The 15,979-nt window shown below is 61.3% G+C and carries 21 protein-coding genes; 10 read left to right on the top strand and 11 right to left on the bottom strand.

Features of this window, described 5'->3' with window-relative positions; all coding sequences use genetic code 11:
• Positions 1-2: 2 nt before the first annotated feature.
• Positions 3-1,181, bottom strand: coding sequence for a phosphoserine transaminase (locus tag EM6_RS01315; RefSeq protein ID WP_126419677.1), 1,179 nt, complete (start codon positions 1,179-1,181; stop codon positions 3-5).
• On the opposite strand from EM6_RS01315, the gene EM6_RS01310 reads away from it, so the two are divergent.
• A complete protein-coding gene (locus EM6_RS01310) occupies positions 1,171-1,356 on the top strand; it encodes a hypothetical protein (protein ID WP_126419676.1) in 186 nt (61 codons plus the stop codon). The two genes, EM6_RS01315 and EM6_RS01310, sit on opposite strands and share 11 nt — an antisense overlap.
• 51 nt (positions 1,357-1,407) lie before the next feature.
• The gene (locus EM6_RS01305; RefSeq protein ID WP_126419675.1) at positions 1,408-1,818 is read left to right on the top strand and encodes a hypothetical protein; all 411 of its coding nucleotides are present in this window, start codon (positions 1,408-1,410) and stop codon (positions 1,816-1,818) included.
• A 125-nt stretch (positions 1,819-1,943) separates the two neighbouring features.
• On the opposite strand, the gene thiD is transcribed toward EM6_RS01305, so the two are convergent.
• On the bottom strand, positions 1,944-2,723 hold the full coding sequence (gene thiD / locus EM6_RS01300) for a bifunctional hydroxymethylpyrimidine kinase/phosphomethylpyrimidine kinase (RefSeq protein ID WP_126419674.1): 780 nt from the start codon (positions 2,721-2,723) through the stop codon (positions 1,944-1,946).
• Between the two features lie 77 nt (positions 2,724-2,800).
• Here thiD and EM6_RS01295 point away from each other — a divergent pair, with 77 nt between their 5' ends.
• Positions 2,801-3,040: a DUF1653 domain-containing protein gene (locus tag EM6_RS01295; protein ID WP_126419673.1), complete on the top strand. Its 240-nt coding sequence runs from the start codon at positions 2,801-2,803 to the stop codon at positions 3,038-3,040.
• Between the two features lie 2 nt (positions 3,041-3,042).
• Positions 3,043-3,405, top strand: coding sequence for a hypothetical protein (locus EM6_RS01290; protein WP_126419672.1), 363 nt, complete (start codon positions 3,043-3,045; stop codon positions 3,403-3,405).
• On the opposite strand, the gene EM6_RS01285 is transcribed toward EM6_RS01290, so the two are convergent.
• The 5 genes from EM6_RS01285 to murC form a co-directional block, all read right to left on the bottom strand.
• On the bottom strand, positions 3,406-3,756 hold the full coding sequence (locus tag EM6_RS01285; RefSeq protein WP_126419671.1) for a hypothetical protein: 351 nt from the start codon (positions 3,754-3,756) through the stop codon (positions 3,406-3,408).
• A 181-nt stretch (positions 3,757-3,937) separates the two neighbouring features.
• A complete protein-coding gene (folP, locus tag EM6_RS01280; protein WP_126422804.1) occupies positions 3,938-4,717 on the bottom strand; it encodes a dihydropteroate synthase in 780 nt (259 codons plus the stop codon).
• Between the two features lie 65 nt (positions 4,718-4,782).
• Positions 4,783-5,685, bottom strand: a complete 903-nt coding sequence (murB, locus tag EM6_RS01275) for a UDP-N-acetylmuramate dehydrogenase (protein ID WP_126419670.1) — start codon at positions 5,683-5,685, stop codon at positions 4,783-4,785.
• Positions 5,682-6,167 (bottom strand): hypothetical protein, encoded by a 486-nt coding sequence (locus EM6_RS01270; RefSeq protein ID WP_126419669.1) that lies wholly within the window; start codon positions 6,165-6,167, stop codon positions 5,682-5,684. Before EM6_RS01270 ends, murB begins: the two co-directional genes overlap by 4 nt.
• Positions 6,164-7,591 (bottom strand): UDP-N-acetylmuramate--L-alanine ligase, encoded by a 1,428-nt coding sequence (murC, locus tag EM6_RS01265; RefSeq protein WP_126419668.1) that lies wholly within the window; start codon positions 7,589-7,591, stop codon positions 6,164-6,166. Before murC ends, EM6_RS01270 begins: the two co-directional genes overlap by 4 nt.
• A 234-nt stretch (positions 7,592-7,825) precedes the next feature.
• Here murC and EM6_RS01260 point away from each other — a divergent pair, with 234 nt between their 5' ends.
• Entirely contained in the window at positions 7,826-8,086 is a 261-nt protein-coding gene (locus tag EM6_RS01260) for a type II toxin-antitoxin system ParD family antitoxin (RefSeq protein ID WP_126419667.1), read from the top strand.
• Positions 8,079-8,369 (top strand): type II toxin-antitoxin system RelE/ParE family toxin, encoded by a 291-nt coding sequence (locus tag EM6_RS01255; protein WP_126419666.1) that lies wholly within the window; start codon positions 8,079-8,081, stop codon positions 8,367-8,369. The genes EM6_RS01260 and EM6_RS01255 overlap by 8 nt, the downstream gene beginning before the upstream one ends.
• Here the strand turns inward: EM6_RS01255 and EM6_RS01250 are convergent.
• From EM6_RS01250 to EM6_RS01235, 4 genes are all read right to left on the bottom strand, one after another.
• Positions 8,366-9,424: an AI-2E family transporter gene (locus tag EM6_RS01250; protein WP_126419665.1), complete on the bottom strand. Its 1,059-nt coding sequence runs from the start codon at positions 9,422-9,424 to the stop codon at positions 8,366-8,368. The genes EM6_RS01255 and EM6_RS01250 overlap by 4 nt on opposite strands.
• A 61-nt stretch (positions 9,425-9,485) precedes the next feature.
• The gene (gene murG / locus EM6_RS01245; protein ID WP_126419664.1) at positions 9,486-10,622 is read right to left on the bottom strand and encodes an undecaprenyldiphospho-muramoylpentapeptide beta-N-acetylglucosaminyltransferase; all 1,137 of its coding nucleotides are present in this window, start codon (positions 10,620-10,622) and stop codon (positions 9,486-9,488) included.
• Positions 10,623-10,644: 22 nt separating this feature from the next.
• Entirely contained in the window at positions 10,645-10,980 is a 336-nt protein-coding gene (locus EM6_RS01240; RefSeq protein WP_126419663.1) for a hypothetical protein, read from the bottom strand.
• Positions 10,974-12,128 (bottom strand): FtsW/RodA/SpoVE family cell cycle protein, encoded by a 1,155-nt coding sequence (locus tag EM6_RS01235; RefSeq protein WP_126419662.1) that lies wholly within the window; start codon positions 12,126-12,128, stop codon positions 10,974-10,976. Before EM6_RS01235 ends, EM6_RS01240 begins: the two co-directional genes overlap by 7 nt.
• Before the next feature lie 242 nt (positions 12,129-12,370).
• Here EM6_RS01235 and EM6_RS01230 point away from each other — a divergent pair, with 242 nt between their 5' ends.
• The 4 genes from EM6_RS01230 to EM6_RS01215 all read left to right on the top strand — a co-directional run bounded on the left by EM6_RS01230 (position 12,371) and on the right by EM6_RS01215 (position 15,887).
• Positions 12,371-12,991: a glycoside hydrolase family 19 protein gene (locus EM6_RS01230; protein ID WP_126419661.1), complete on the top strand. Its 621-nt coding sequence runs from the start codon at positions 12,371-12,373 to the stop codon at positions 12,989-12,991.
• 132 nt (positions 12,992-13,123) lie between these two features.
• Positions 13,124-13,321: a 50S ribosomal protein L35 gene (gene rpmI / locus EM6_RS01225; RefSeq protein ID WP_013479283.1), complete on the top strand. Its 198-nt coding sequence runs from the start codon at positions 13,124-13,126 to the stop codon at positions 13,319-13,321.
• Positions 13,322-13,334: 13 nt separating this feature from the next.
• Positions 13,335-13,694, top strand: a complete 360-nt coding sequence (gene rplT, locus EM6_RS01220) for a 50S ribosomal protein L20 (RefSeq protein WP_013479284.1) — start codon at positions 13,335-13,337, stop codon at positions 13,692-13,694.
• 162 nt (positions 13,695-13,856) lie between these two features.
• On the top strand, positions 13,857-15,887 hold the full coding sequence (locus tag EM6_RS01215; RefSeq protein ID WP_126419660.1) for a phosphocholine-specific phospholipase C: 2,031 nt from the start codon (positions 13,857-13,859) through the stop codon (positions 15,885-15,887).
• Positions 15,888-15,979 lie beyond the last annotated feature (92 nt).

Here is a 15,979-nt window from a genome sequence, read left to right as displayed (position 1 = left end):
GGTCAGGCGGCGACCAGCCCCAGTTCGGCCACGGCCGCCGCATAGGCCCATTCCAGCCACGGCAGCAGGGCCTCGACGTCCTCGGCCTCGACCGTACAGCCGCACCAGACGCGCAGGCCCGGCGGGGCCGCGCGATAGCCGGTGATGTCAAACGCCACGCCTTCCAGCTCCAGCAGGCTGCCGACGCGCGCCGCCAGTTTCGCCTGCGCCTCGGCGGGCAGCGCCTGAATGGCCGGATCAACGAATTTGAGGCACACCGAGGTGGTCGAGCGTGTCGCCTGGTCCACCGCCACGAAGTCGATCCACGGCGTCTTTTCCACCCAGTCAAACAGGGCCCCGGCCGCCTCATTGCAACGCTGGATCAGGCCATCGAGCCCGCCTTCGCGCTGCGCCCAGCGCAGAGCGTCGAGATAGTCTTCGATGACCAGAAACGAAAAGGTGTTGATGGCGTCACCGCCCAGAATGGCCGCGTCGGCTGCATTGCCTTTTTTCAGGCGTAGCACCTTGGGGATGGCCCGGCCCGAATCGAAGCTGTTGAGTCGTTCGACCGCCTTGGGCGACAGGATCAGCACGCCGATCCCGGCTTCCCCACCCAGCGCCTTCTGGAAGGAGAAGGTGGCAACATCGAGCTTCTCCCACGGCAGGTCCATGCAGAAAGCCGCCGAGGTGGCGTCACACAGCACCAGCCCGCTGTCGGCAACCGCATGGCCATTCAGAAAGTCGCTGTTGGGCACCCGCACGCCGGAGGTCGTGCCGTTCCACGGAAAGACCAGATCGGCCTGCGGATCGATCTGCGTCAGGTCAGGCAGCTCTCCATAAGGGGCCGACAGCACTTCGGCATCGAGTTTGAGGTGTTTGGTGGCGTCATCGGCCCACAACTGGCCGAAGTTTTCAAAGGCCAGAAGCTGCACCTTGCGCGCCCCCAGAAGGTTCCACATGGCGGCCTCGAACGCCCCGGTGTCGGAGCCCGGCACCATGAACACCTGATAGTCAGCGGGGAGACGCAGAATCTCGCGCGTCATGTCCAGCGCCTGACGAATACGACCGACCGTCACCTTTGAGCGGTTGGAACGCCCCACAGGCGCACCCGACAGGGCTTCGGGCGTCCAGCCGGGACGCTTGGCCGTCGGGCCCGACGAAAACCACGGACGTTCGGGAATGGTGGCAGGTTTGGCGCTCATGGTCTGGCCTTCTTCTTGGGTCATCGTCTCTCCGGGCGGCGCGCCGGGCGATCTACGCAAACAGGCGGCTTTTGCGGCCAAATCCGCCCAAGTGCAAGCGGAAATCGACGGCGCAAACCCTGAACCGAAAATGAACCGCACCGTTCAGCTTCGGTTCGAGTGGCGGCTTTTATAAAGGTCTCAACGCTGATCCACAGCGTCACACCTGACCCAAGGAGAAAGCCAGATGACCAAGCTCAAGACCATTGCCGCCGCTGCCGTTGCCATTGCCGGCCTGACCGCCATCACCCCCGCCTTCGCGGCCGGCCAGTATGACCGCTATGACCGCTACGACCGCTATGACCGTTACGATCGCCGCGAAGATGTCCGCGACTACCGCGACAACCGGGTTGATGCGCGTATCGACCGCCTCGAAGACCGCCTCGACATGGGCCGCCGTTCGGGCCGCCTGACGCGCAGCGAATATGGCCGCCTCAGCAGCGAACTGAACGGTATCGAGCGCCTGTCAAATCAGTATGAGCGTTCGGGCCGCGGCATCGACCGTCAGGAAATGGCCAATCTCAGCTACCGTCTGGACCGCTTTGAACAAAAGCTCCACTGGGAGCGTAACGACCGCGACACCGCCTGGCGTCGTTAACAGGCTTCAGGTTCGGGTGGATCTAACCGCCCCGCCTGAAAGTCGGGGGCAGCCGGGAACACTGCCCCCTCAAGGATGCGTCCCCTTCTGTCCCCCCATACCCTAAGGGGGCGCATCTGACCCGCTCAAAGCACCCAGTTGTGCCTGAGCGGCCCATGCCCGCCACCCAGATTCGGTGCGGTGATAATCGCTCCCATCACGTAGTCACGCGCCAGGTCAACGCTGTCACCCAGAGAGCGATCCGGCCCCGCCAGCACGGCGCAAGCGCTGGCCAGGGTACAGCCCGTGCCGTGCGTGTGTCGTGTCTCGATGCGTTCGGACACATAGCGCCGCGCATCGTCTGCCCACAGCAGCCAATCGACCACTTCGGGGCCGTCAATGTGCCCCCCCTTCATCAGCACGGCCTTGGCGCCCATGTTCAGCAGCGCCTCACCGGCGCGTTGCTGAGAGGCTTCGTCCACCACCTCGATACCGGTCAGAACCGCCGCCTCCGGCGCATTGGGGGTGAGCAGCCCTGCGCGCGGGATGAGCAGCGTGCGGATGGCGTCAATCGCCTCATCGGGCAATAGCGGGTGCCCGCCCTTGGCCACCATCACCGGATCGACCACCGCAAACACCCCCGCCTTATCGAGCAGGGCCGCCACGGTTTCGACCACTGAGGTCGTCCCCAGCATCCCGGTCTTCACCGCATCGGCTCCGATATCGCTCAGGCAGGCTTCGGCCTGCGCCGTAATCAGGGCTTCCGGCACCGGCATCACATCGGTGACGCCCAGCGTGTTCTGCACGGTCAGGGCGGTGATCGCCGTCATGGCATAGCCGCCGAGGCAGGTCACGGCCTTCAGGTCGGCCTGAATCCCCGCCCCGCCCGACGGGTCCGAACCGGCAATGATCAGTACGCGACGCATGGAAACCTCCGTGAGATAGATACCTTTCCTTAATCTGCGCGCCCGGCTAAGGAAAGCGCGCAACGCAAGGATCTGCAATGACCCGCCCGATCACCGACTACCCCAGCGCCCTCGCCACCGGCCTGTACCGCCACTATAAGGGCAAGGATTACGTGGTGTATGGCAGTGTGACCCACTCCGAAACGGAGGAGGTGCTGGTGCTCTATGCCCCTGTCACTCAGGCCGATCCGGCGCGTTTGTGGGTTCGGCCTTTGGCCATGTTCAGCGAATCGGTCGATAGTGACGGTGAGATCGTGCCGCGATTTCGTAAGCTGTGACCATGAACGAAAACACCGACGACTCCCGCTGGAACGAACTGGTCCCCGAAGCCTTTGCCGAGGCCTCGGATCCGATGGTGCGCGTTCTGCTGGGCAAGATGCTGGTCGTGCGCCTCAATCAGATCGGCACCCATGACGAGTTGCTGAGCTTTGAGCTGATCGGCGGGCGCGTTATCCGCGCCAATCGCAAGGAAGGGCTGGTGCTGTCGCTGGTCGGGACACGTCAGGGCGAAGACTTTTTCCTGCCTCTGGTGCCCGAAGCCTATCTGATGCTGGATCCGGGCGATTACGCGCTGACCTGCGGCACGGTGATCCGCAACCCGGACTTCAGCGCCGCCTTCGATATCTACGCGCAGATAAATTGATCAGCGAAACCGCGAGGCGATAAAGTCCGCGTCATAGCCCCCGGCCTGCGCCAGAGCCACCACGCTCAGAGCGATAACACCCAGCGCGGCCACCGGCAGGACGATAGCGACGATCCATTGGAACAGGCTGCGGCTTTGCTGCGCGATGACGGCCGGCGGCACGGTGTCTTCGGCGCTTGCCCACTCATAGGCGGGCACCTCCATCTCCACCGGCCCCGTCAGGATGTGCGGGCCGGGTGTCTCGACCTCGACCTCCTGCGGCGCATGACTGAACTTCAGATTACGCTTTTGCCGGTCCGGCAACACGGTCTTGCTGAACTGAGGCTTTTTCGTCAGGACCCGCTTCATCATAATTCTACCGATTTTCCCCTGCGCGCACCTATCCCGCAGCGCACGCTGAAAGGTTAACACCGGACCCGGCGGGGCTGTAAAGCCGTTTCGCGCCGCTTTGGCCGCCTTTTTTGCACGAAAGGGGCGGAGTGTTACATTTCAAAGACATAGGACCGTTGCAGGCGTAACCGGACTTCGCCTCTCAGGCGAGAGCCGCCCACACTCTCAACGCCTGACGCATCTCGGCCACATCGTGCACGCGCACCATACGCGCGCCGTTTTGCACCGCATAGAGGTGGATGGCCAGGGTGCCGCCGATACGCCGGGCGGCATCGGAGGGGGGCGCACCGTCGCGTTCTTCCAGCGCGGCGATAAAGCGCTTGCGCGAGGCCGCCACCAGCAACGGAAAGCCATGCGACGCCAGACGCGACGTGGCGCGGATCAGGTTCAGATTGTGGTCCAGCGTCTTGCCGAAGCCGATACCCGGATCGAGCCAGATGTTTTCGCGTGCCACACCCGCCGCTATCGCCGCCTCGGCGCGGGCGAGCAGATAGGTTTCGACCTCCGCCACCACATCGTCATAGTGCGGCGCGGTCTGCATGGTGCGCGGCTCGCCCTGCATGTGCATCAGGATGACCTGCCCTTGCAGTTCGGCGGCGGTCGCCAGACTGTCGCGGCTGTGGCTGAGCGCCGTTACGTCGTTCCATATCGTCACCCCGGCAGCAAAGGCGGCGCGCGCCACGTCGGGTTTCAGCGTGTCGATGCTGAGCGGACCGGACCACCGGGCGCGTAAGCCCTCGATGACCGGCACGACGCGGGCGATTTCTTCGGCGGCAGGCACAGGTTCGGCCCCCGGTCGCGTGGACTCACCGCCGATATCGAGCACATCGGCCCCTTCGGCGATCAGGCGCAGGCCCTGCGCCACGGGATCATAGGCCCCGCCATCGGAAAACGAGTCCGGCGTGGCATTGATAACGCCCATGATAAGAGGAAAAGTGGCCAATCTGATCTCCCCCCTCCCCGTCGCGGTGCAACAGGGAAGAGATATTAACGACGCCCGATGCGCTTGATTTCCCAGTGCAGGTCGATGCCGAACTTGTCCTTGACCTCGGCGCGCACCGTGTCACCCAGCCCTTCGAGGTCAGCCGCCGTGGCATTGTCGGCATTGATCATGAAGTTGGAATGCAACTCTGAGAACTTGGCGCCGCCAAAGCGCTTGCCACGCCAGCCCGCCTCATCGACCAGCTTCCACGCCGAATGGCCTTCCGGATTCTTGAAGGTCGAACCGCCGGTCTTTTCACGGATCGGCTGGGACGTTTCGCGCTTGGCGGTGATGGCGTCCATGCGTTCGGTGATGGCCGCCGGATCATCAGGCGCGCCCTGAAACACCGCCTGTATCCAGACAATATCCGGACTGATATCCGAGTGGCGATAGCTGAACCCAAAGTCTTCGTTAGTGAAGGTTCGCATCTCACCCGTGCGGTCATAGCCCCAGGCCGAAACCAGAATATCCTTGGTTTCGCGGCCATAACACCCGGCATTCATCGTCAGAGCGCCGCCAATGGTGCCGGGAATCCCTGCATAAAACTCCAGACCTGCCAGACCGGCCTTGGCCGCGGCCCGCGCCACGGCGCTGTCGAGCGCGCCGGGCCCCGCAATGATCAGATTGTTTTCTATGTCTATCTGAATGTCAGAGAAGGCCTTACCGGCAAGGCGAATGACGACACCTTCGATTCCGCCGTCGCGCACAATCAGATTGGACCCCACGCCGATATAGGTGACAGGCACAGACGGGTCCAACTGACGCAGGAAATCGCTCAGGTCTTCCGGATCAGCCGGGATGTACAACACATCCGCCGGGCCGCCGACGCGGAACCACGTAAACGGGGCCAGTTCGGCCTGCTTTACGATCTTGCCGCGCACGGCGGGGAGATTTTCGGTCCAGTTCATCGTTTAAAATTATTCTTTATCTGCACAAGTAATGTAGCATTGCGTTGTTTCTGACGTTTTTGCCATTCCGGATTCAACCTCCCCAAAAGCGCCTCCTGCGCTTCTGAGAGGCGGATATGATTAAGCACCGCTCGCCTCTCTATTTCAGCATCGGAAAAATCTGACGGAATATCAAAAGCGCTTTCTGGTGTTATCGGGTCTGAATTCTCAGCAATCATATATGAGGCCATGTTGCCGGTCACGTTGACGAAAACCTGCTCCATAACACTGTCCTTATCGGTGCTTTCGATAATGACATCCGTGTAGTCTTTCTCGGTGTAGATCAGTCGATACTTGCTGCCATCCGAACTCAAGCCGACATATAGTCCGCCTGTATGTTCCCCACCGCAGCGGGGACCATAATCTTTTGGCGCGTCAATAGACGCAGCAAGCCGCCGCAACTCGGTGCAAAAAGCATCAAGAGGCAAAGGCGCTTCGATCACGCCGCCGACCCTTCCAACTGCGCCGGAAGCGCATAGGCCCATTGCGTGATGTCGCCCGCCCCCAGGCAGACGACCAGATCACCGGCCTTCGCCTCAGCGGCCACAAGGCCTGCCAGCGCCGCCGGACCGTCCAGCCCCACAGCATTGCGGTGGCCGTGACGGTGCAGGGCTTCGACCAGTGCGTCCTTGCTGACGCCCTCGATCGGCGCTTCACCCGCCGAATAGACATCGGCGACGATCACCTTGTCGGCGTCGTGGAAGCAGGTCGAAAACTCGGTCATCAGATCGCGCAAACGGGTATAGCGGTGCGGCTGCACCACGGCGATGACCTTGCCCTGCGTCACCTGACGCGCGGCCTTGAGCACGGCAGCGATTTCGACCGGGTGGTGGCCGTAATCGTCGATGATACGCACACCGTTGACGATGCCCGTAGTGGTGAAGCGGCGCTTGACGCCGCCAAAGGCACCCAGCCCCTTGCGCACATCGGCCTCAGAGACGCCCAGTTCGCGGGCGATGGCGATGGCCGCCGTGGCGTTCGACACATTATGGTTGCCGGTCATGGGCAGTTTCAGACCGGCCCAGGTGAAGGGCTCCACGCCCACCGGTGAGAAGACCACGTCGAAGGTCGCGCCTTCCGGGCCGAAGTCGATATGGGTGCAGCGCACCTCGGCCTGCGGTGAGACGCCATAAGGGATCAGACGGCGATTCTCGACCTTGGCCGTCAGGGCCAGCACTTCCGGATGATCGACGCAAACGGCGGCAAACCCATAGAAGGGGATGTTTTCGACGAAATCGACAAAGCCCTTCTTCACAGCTTCGAAATCGCCCCAGTGGTCGAGGTGTTCGGCGTCGATATTGGTGACGATGGCCAAGGTCGATTTCAGGCGCAGAAAGGAGCCGTCGGACTCATCGGCCTCCACCACGATCCAGTCACCGTCACCGACCTTGGCATTGGTGCCATAGGCGTTGATGATGCCGCCATTGACCACGGTGGGGTCCAGCCCGCCGGCGTCAAGCAGCGCCGCCACCATCGAGGTCGTCGTCGTCTTGCCGTGCGTACCGCCAACCGCGATGGAAAATTGCAGGCGCATCAGCTCGGCCAGCATTTCGGCGCGCCGCACCAGCGGGATACGGCGCGACCGCGCGGCGACCATTTCGGGATTGTCGTGTTTAACCGCCGTCGAATAGACCAGCGCTGACACGTCATCACTGACATGCGCCGCTTCGTGGCCGATAAAGATTTTGGCCCCCAGCTTTTGCAGACGCTCGGTATTGGCCGAGGCCTTGGCGTCCGAGCCCTGCACCTTATAGCCGATCTTGATCATGATCTCGGCAATGCCGCTCATGCCGATGCCGCCGATGCCGACAAAGTGCACGGGACCGAGGTCGAAGGGCGTGGGACGGAGCTTGGCAGGGGCAATCATGGAGGCGTGGACTCGTGGGGTAAGATGAAAGGTGTTCTGCTTTAGAGCGCATTCCGAAAAGTGTGCAACGGTTTTCGGACTCAAATGCGCGACCAACCAAAACGTTAGCGACGAAATACGCTCTAGAACACGGCGACACAGGTGTCACGGAGGATTTTTTGAGCGCCACACCGTCGGATCAGATAGGAATAAATCGGATTTAATGCTACAATCCGGGGAGCAGAGGAGCATCCCATGGCCAAGTTTTCCATCTCCATGACCGACCGCATGGCACAAACCGTTCAGCGCCGTGTCGAACAGGGCGACTATAACAATGTCAGCGAATATTTCCGCGATCTGGTGCGCCGCGATGAGGAAAAACAGGCTGCTGAAGACCGCCTGCGCGATATGCTGGACAAGGCCGAAGCGAGTGGCTTCAGCGATATGAGCTTTGACGATATCTGGAATGATGCCGAAGAGCGCTACCTGAAACGTCAGGCCGCGAAACATGGCTGACTTTACCCTCAGTGATGAAGCGGGTCAGGACTTGAAATCCATAGCGCAGTACACGCTCGACCGGTTCGGCTATGAGCAGGCGCGAAAATATCGCTACGAACTCTACGAAACCCTTATGCTGCTGGCGAAACGGCCGGGCATAGGTGCCGCCTGCGAGCAGATACGCACGCAGACCCGACGCTTTTCGCACCTGTCGCATATGATTTACTATCGACCGCTCCCGCAGGGTATTCTGGTTCTGCGCATCCTGCACCACTCGCAGGACCCGCTACGTCATCTTTAGGTTTCAGCCTCTCCCGACACCTCGGCCTCGGCGCCGTGATCGCCCAGCACTTCACCGACATAGAATTTCATCACCAGCGTGTGCGCCACGACGGTCAGCGGCGTCGCAAACAGCACCCCCAGCGGCCCGAGCAGCGAGCCGAAGCCCAGCACGGCAAACAGCGTGATAACGGTCGGTACGGCCGCGACGTGCTTTTGCACCATCGGCGTGATGATGTTGGACTCAAGCTGCGACACGCCGACATAGATGACGAGCGCCGCCACAAAGGTCGTCATATTCTCTGACGCCGCCAGCAGCAGGCCCGGCCCCGCCGAAACCACCGGCCCGACGATCGGCACAAACTGCGCCAGACCGGACATCAGGCCCAGCGCCCCTGCCGAGGGCACCCCCGCAATGCTGAGCCCGATGGCCGTCAGCGACCCGACCAGCACCATCGAAAACAACTGCCCCAAAAGCCATAGGCGTAGCGCCTTGCCGCTCAGATTGAGGCCATCGCGCACGCGCTCCTTCTGCGACTTGGGGAACAGGCGCACCACCCCGTCGCGATAGCTGCGCGGGTGCATGGCCATGAAGATACCCGCGACGACGACCACCACCAGATTGGCAATCGAAGAGGCGATTTCACCGGCGATCTTGGGCACCAGAGACAGGACACCCGACGCCTGCTGACCGAGATTATTGATCTGATCCAGCACCGTGGCCCCGGCCTCAGAGGCGCGCAGACGTTCCTGAAGCTGTGCCCAGGCTTCGGGCAGTTCGCGCGAGAGGTTGTTGGTCTGGCGCACGATCTCGCTGCCAAACAGCCAGCCGGACGCCGCCAGAAACGACACAAGGAACAGAAGCGCCAGCAGCACCGCCCAGTTGTCCTTGAGCTTCAGATACTTGACCAGCGGCTCCGCCGTGGCGCGCAGCACGGTCGCCACCACCACCGCCCCAAAGACCAACAGCCAGATGCCGATCAGCTTGAAGGCCAGAAGGCTTAAACCCACCACCATCAGCAGGAACAGAGTCTTCTGGACAAAGCCCGCATCGAGCCGGTTACGCGCAAAAAACATGGGAAGCCCCCGTTACTCTAAAAATCATCCCGATCTAGCGGCTGCGCAGATAAGGAAACAATTATTCCGACCGTTTGCGCTTGACCGTGCGCTCGACCAGATCGGCCAAAAGCTGCGCCGCGTCGGGTCGCGCCACCGATTTGGCGGCAGCGGCGCGTTTTTCAAGGCCCACCGCCCCTTCTTCGATCAGGGCGCGGATGGCCGCGCTCAGGCTTTCGACCGTCACATCGTCTTCGCGCAGCACCACGGCGGCGCCGGCTTCTTTCAGCACGGCGGCGTTGTGCGTCTGGTGGTCATCCGCGGCGATTTTCAGCGGGATCAGCAGGGACGGCTTACCCGCCACAGCCAGTTCGCAGCAGGTCGAAGCGCCCGACCGGCCAATAACGATATGGGCGCGGCCCAGCCGCTCAGCCATATTGTCGAAGAAGGGCGCGACCTCGGCCTCGATTTCGGCCTCGGTATAGGTTTTACGGGCGAGGTCGATCTGCTCGGCGCGGGTCTGCTGCTCGACGCGCAGGTTGATGCGCAGCGACACCGGCAAAAGCGCCAGCGCCTGAGGCACCGTCTCTGACAGAATCTTCGCCCCTTGCGATCCGCCGGTGATCAGCAAGCGGATCTCCTTGTCGATGGGCGGATAGGGCCTGTCATAAAGCGTTTGGATGTCCGGACGCACCGGATTGCCGACAACCTGCACCTGCCCTTCGAGCACAGCCGGGGCCATTTTCAATACCGGAAAGGCGCAGGCCACCGCATCGACCCTGGCGCACAGTTGGCGATTGGAACGCCCCAGCACCGAATTTTGTTCGTGCAGCAGGGTCACATCCTTGCGCGACAAGGCCGCCATCAGGGCCGGATAGGAGGGATAGCCGCCAAAGCCGATCACCGCCCAGGGTTTGAGGCGCTTGAACGCCTTGCGCGCCTGTTGCGTACCGGTGAAGATTTTCAGCGCCGCCTTGGCCATGCCGATCACATCGCCGCGCTTGAAGGTCGCGGCTTCCAGCGACAGGCGCTCTATCGCCGGGAATTTTTCGGCATAGGCTGCCCCGCGCGCGTCGGACGCCAGCACCACCTGCCAGCCACGCGCGATCAGCTCACGCGCCAGCGCCTCGGCCGGGAACATGTGCCCGCCCGTCCCCCCGGCAGCCACCACGGCCAGCGGCGTTTCGGAAAGGGGTTTGGGTTTCTTTTTCGCAGCCATGAAATCGGTTCTTTATTCAAAATTAGGGACGCGTCAGGAATGAGACAATGGTGGGGACGTCCGGAAAATATGAATTGTCATTGATGTGAAATACGCCCGAAAGACGCTCGATTAAAGGCGGTCCGTCTCCAATGTCAAAGCCCTTCAATTCACCACCCCCAATGCCTATAAATCGTCCGTGCTTTGAGAAGACCGGTGGAATCACATCTGGACGCAAGGCCCTGCCTCTCGCGTCAAAGAAGGCGTATTCGCCCGCGTCAATATCAATAACCTCCAGATCACGCTGGACCTCTTCAAGAGAGGCGTACACCGAAAGTGTACGGTCATCCAGAATGGCAAAGACGGGATAAATCACCACTGCGTATGGTCGTCCGGTTCGACTTCCGCCGGGCGTTTGCGCGTCAAAGCCAGAATCAGGCCCATGGTCAGCCCCATCGCCATCAGCGACGACCCGCCATAGGAGATGAACGGCAGGGTCATGCCCTTGGGCGGAATGACCTGCAAGTTGACGCTGATATTGATCAGCACCTGCATCCCCAAAAGGATGTACAGGCCCGAGGTGGCAATCTGACGAAAGGCGTCGGGCATGGCCATGGCCTTCCACAGGCCACGCAGCACGACGAACGCAAAAATGGCGATCAGCAGCAGCGACATCCACAGACCATATTCTTCCGCCGCCACCGAATAGATAAAGTCAGTGTGCATGTCGGGGATCAGGCGCTTCATGGTCCCTTCGCCGACGCCCGTGCCGGTCAGGCCACCATTGGCGATGGCTGCCGCGGCGCGTTCGACCTGAAAACGGTCGCCGTCCGGGTCGATAAAGTCCTTAATGCGGTCGCGGAAGTGCGGCAGGATGAAGTAGAGGCTGGCAAAACCCGTCACGCCCGCCGCCGACAGACCGACGATCCAGCGCATCGGCACGCCGGAAATATAGAAACAGGCCCCGAAGGCCACGGTGATCAGAATGGACTGCCCCACATCGGGCTGGATCAGCAGAAGCGCGATGCACAGGGCATAAAGACAAAAGGCGATGGTCACACCGGGCACGCCCTTGCCCTTCTGACCTTCGGCAAACATCCACGACACCAGCACGATCAGGGCGGGCTTGAGAAATTCCGACGGCTGAAGGCTGAAAAAGCCCAGATCGAGCCAGCGCCGCCCCCCCTTTGACGTGTGCCCGATCAGCGGCAGCATGGCCATGACGAAGATGGCGCCGCCATAGATGGCGACGCTGGCGCGCTTCACCCCTTTCAGCGAAAACATCGAAATGCCGAGCATCAGCGCCACCGAGGCGAAGGCAAACAGCACATGGCGCTGGGTGAAATAAAACTCGTTGGTGATCCCCACCTTGGGCGCGGCGACCGGCGACGACGAAAACGAAAAGACCAGCCCGGCAAAGATAAGCAGCAGCACAAAGCCGAGCGTCAGCTTATCCACCGTCCACCACCACATGGCGAGCGGCGAGCGGTCGGTGCGCGTAAACGGATGTGCGAAGCCGGAATTCATGGACGGGTACGGTTCTGCAAGGGGAAAACAGGCCCCGCACGCTCGCGACGCCTCTGATTAGGCAGAGTCCGGAAACGCGGTTAACAGACGGTTAAAAATGACACGCCTTCCCCAAAAACACGCAGGGCGAGAATGACGTTATTGCTCTTTTAGGTTGAAAACCTATTCTCCCTGCGGACGAGTGATGCAAACTGTCCTCGTTCAAGCCAAGACGATTCACACTGAACTCAAAAGGGGGCTCTATGGCCGGCATCAATCGCAAACACTTCTTCGACACCGTCCGCACTGAGTTGTTTGGCGGAAAGATTACACCTTCGCAAATGCAGGGCCTCACCGCCATTCTCGACAAATGGGAAACAGACGCCTCTCATCTGGACGATCGCTGGCTGGCCTATATGCTGGCCACCGCTTTCCATGAGACCGCCCGCACCATGCAGCCCGTGCGCGAAACACGCGCCTCTACGGACGAGGCGGCCATCATCATTCTTGAGAAGGCCTTTATCGCAGGCAATTTGCCGTGGGTAAAGAAACCCTATTGGCGCAAAGACGCCGAGGGCAAGTCGTGGCTGGGGCGCGGTCTGGTGCAAATCACGCACAAGGCCAATTACATAAAGCTAGGCACGGCCATCGGCGTGAACCTTGTGGCCAACCCCAGCCTGGCGCTGGACATGGACGTGGCGCTGAAGATCATGTTCACCGGCATGATCGACGGCCTGTTTACCGGTAAGAGGCTGGCAGACTTCTTCCACGGCAATGTCACCGACTGGAAAAACGCGCGAAAGATCATCAATGGTCTGGAAAGCGCCGATTTGGTGGCAGGCCACGCCGCTAAATTCTATATGGCTTTAAGCTATACAGTCTGATTTTAAGACTCCGCTTGCGTGCCCCGGTCTTTTCCTGTAATGACCCGCGCTTCCTGACCTGCCGGGCCCCTGACATGCCTTGGCGGGTGCTAACTCTATAAAGAGGACGGCGTTACCCGCGCCGCAAATGAAATGTCAAAACTGAAGACCAAATCGGGCGCCAAGAAGCGTTTCCGCTTCACTGCGTCGGGCAAGGTGAAGGCTGGCGTCGCCGGCAAGCGCCACCGTCTGATCTCGCACAACGGCAAGTACATCCGTCAGAACCGCGGCACGCAGGTGATGTCGGACGCCGATACCGCGAAGATCAAATCCTACATGCCCTACGCCTAAGGAGACGTGAACCATGGCACGTGTTAAAAGAGGCGTCGTTTCTCACGCCCGTCACAAAAAAGTTCTGAAGCAGGCCAAGGGTTTCTACGGCCGCCGCAAGAATACCATCCGCACCGCCAAGGCCGCTGTCGATAAGGCCGGCCAATACGCTTACCGTGACCGTCGCGTCAACAAGCGTAACTTCCGCGCCCTGTGGATCCAGCGCATCAACGCGGCTGCCCGCGTCGAAGGCTTCACCTACTCGCAGTTCATCCACGGCCTGAACCTGGCCGGGATCGAGCTGGACCGTAAGGCTCTGGCCGCTCTGGCCGCCAACGACGCCCCGGCCTTCGCCGCCGTGGCCGAGAAGGTGCGCGCCGCTCTGGCCGCGTAAGACTAAGTCTCTTTCAAGAGACACCCGAACACATGGAAAACCCCGCACCGGCAATGGCGCGGGGTTTTTCGTTTTTCTCCTCATCCACGCCTCAGAAGCGGATGACAACAAAACTGTCATCCGGGCGCGTTATGGCGTAGGCTCACGCTTCGGAGCCGCCTTATGACCAGCCGCCGCACCTTTCTTCGCACCACCCTCAGCAGCGCTTTGGCGGCATCACTTGGCGGCCTGCCCCCCGCCATTGCCCGCGCGCTGGACATCCCCGCCCACACCCGCACCGGCACGATCAAAGATGTCGAGCACGTCGTCATTCTGATGCAGGAAAACCGCAGCTTCGACCACTATTTCGGCACGATGAACGGGGTGCAAGGCTTTGGCGACCGCTTCGTTATCCCGGCACCGGCGACGCCCACCCACGCCAACCGCAGCGTCTTCGCCCAGCCACGCGAGGACGACCCCACCCGGCTGATCGCGCCGTTTGCGCTCAATACCACCCAGGATTTCCGCCTGATGCGCGTCGAAGGCACGCCGCACAGCTTCAAGGACGCGCAGGCCGCCTGGGACGAAGGGCGTCTGTCGAACTGGCCCAAGTCCAAGCACAATCACGCGATGGCGCATTTTGAACGCGCCGATCTGCCGTTCCAGTACGCTCTGGCCGAAGCCTTCACCCTGTGCGACGCCTATTTCTGTGCCATGCATTCGGGCACCAATCCCAACCGCGTAGTCCACTGGACGGGCACCAATGTCGGCCCCAATGGCCCGGTCATCGTCAATGATTATGACGAGTTGCACGCCGATCCGAAGGGCCACGGCGGCTATGACTGGACCACCTATCCGGAGCGTCTGAGTGCGGCGGGCATCGACTGGCGCCTCTATCAGAACATGAAAGACAATTTCACCGACAACCCGCTGGTCGGGTTCAAGACCTATCGCGCGGCGGATAAGGCCACGTCGGGCAAGCTCGCGGACCTCGCCGAGCGTTCGATCCGCACGCGCGACCTCGACAAGCTGAAAGAGGACGTGCTGGCCGGCAAGCTGCCGCAGGTATCGTGGATCATCGGCACGGCCGAAGGCTCCGAACACCCCTCGACCTCTTCACCGGCTCAGGGGGCCGACTATACGGCGAAGGTGCTCGACGCCCTGACCGCCAATCCGGAGGTGTGGGCGAAGACAGTCTTCCTGATCAATTTCGACGAAAACGACGGCTATTTCGACCACGTGCCACCGCCCGCGCCGCCGTCGCTGGATGCCAATGGACAGCCGCTGGGCTATGCCGAAGGGGCGGAGCGCGAATATCATCAGGGGGACGACGCGCTGAAAAACCGCCCCTATGGCCTGGGCCCGCGCGTGCCGATGTACGTCATTTCGCCGTGGTCGAAGGGCGGCTATGTGGCTTCGGAAGTGTTTGATCATACCTCGGTCATCCGCTTTCTGGAAACGCGCTTTGGTGTTCAGGAGCCCAATATCTCGCCGTGGCGGCGCGCCGTGTGCGGCGACCTGACTTCTTGCTTTGATTTCAAAACACCGAACGATCAGCCCTTCTTTGCCCACCTGCCGAAAACCGCTGACCGCGCCGAACAGGCGCGCAAGCTTGGGGGCAAGACGACCCCCAAAGCGCCGGACGCCCTCACCGCGCCGGTGCAGGAACAGGGCCTGCGTCCCCGCCGCTCGACGCCGTATGATTTGCAATGCGGTCTGAACCGCGACGGCGAACTGGTCATGCTCAACAATGGCACTGACAAGCGTTCAGCAGTGTTTCACCTCTATGATCTGAATGCGAGCGATGCCATCCCCTATCGGTATACGGTCAGCATCCGTAAGACGCACAGATTGCCCGCCGGTGCCGTGAAGCTGTGGGTCAATGGTCCTAACGGCTTCCACCGCCGGTTCGAAGGTAAAACCGTCCTATTCGACTGCGAAAGCGGACCCGAAGGGTTTGAGGTCAGCAACGCTTCCGACAAGCCTCTGAGCCTGATCTGGCGCGACGAAGCCTATGGACAGTCGCCGCAAAACCTGAACCTCGCCCCCGGTGAAAGGCAGCCGCTACGCTTCGATATGGCCGCCAGCCACGGCTGGTACGATTTCAGCCTGACCGCTGAGGGCTACAGTCTGCGTCTGGCCGGACACGTCGAAGACGGCAGGCCGTCGATGTCCGATCCAGCGGCCTTCGGCGCAGCGAAGCTGACGGTCTGACGTCCCTCTTCTCTGTTGTCTCGTAACAGGGAAGAGAAAAGCAGAAAACGCTTCACTCACGGCGCATTGCGCTCTAAACACACGGCGATCCG

The organism is Asticcacaulis excentricus, assembly GCF_003966695.1.
In the GTDB taxonomy this organism is placed as follows: domain Bacteria; phylum Pseudomonadota; class Alphaproteobacteria; order Caulobacterales; family Caulobacteraceae; genus Asticcacaulis; species Asticcacaulis excentricus_A.
The sequence above is the reverse complement of the archived record's forward strand: the minus strand, read 5'-3'. Positions and strand labels throughout refer to the sequence as shown.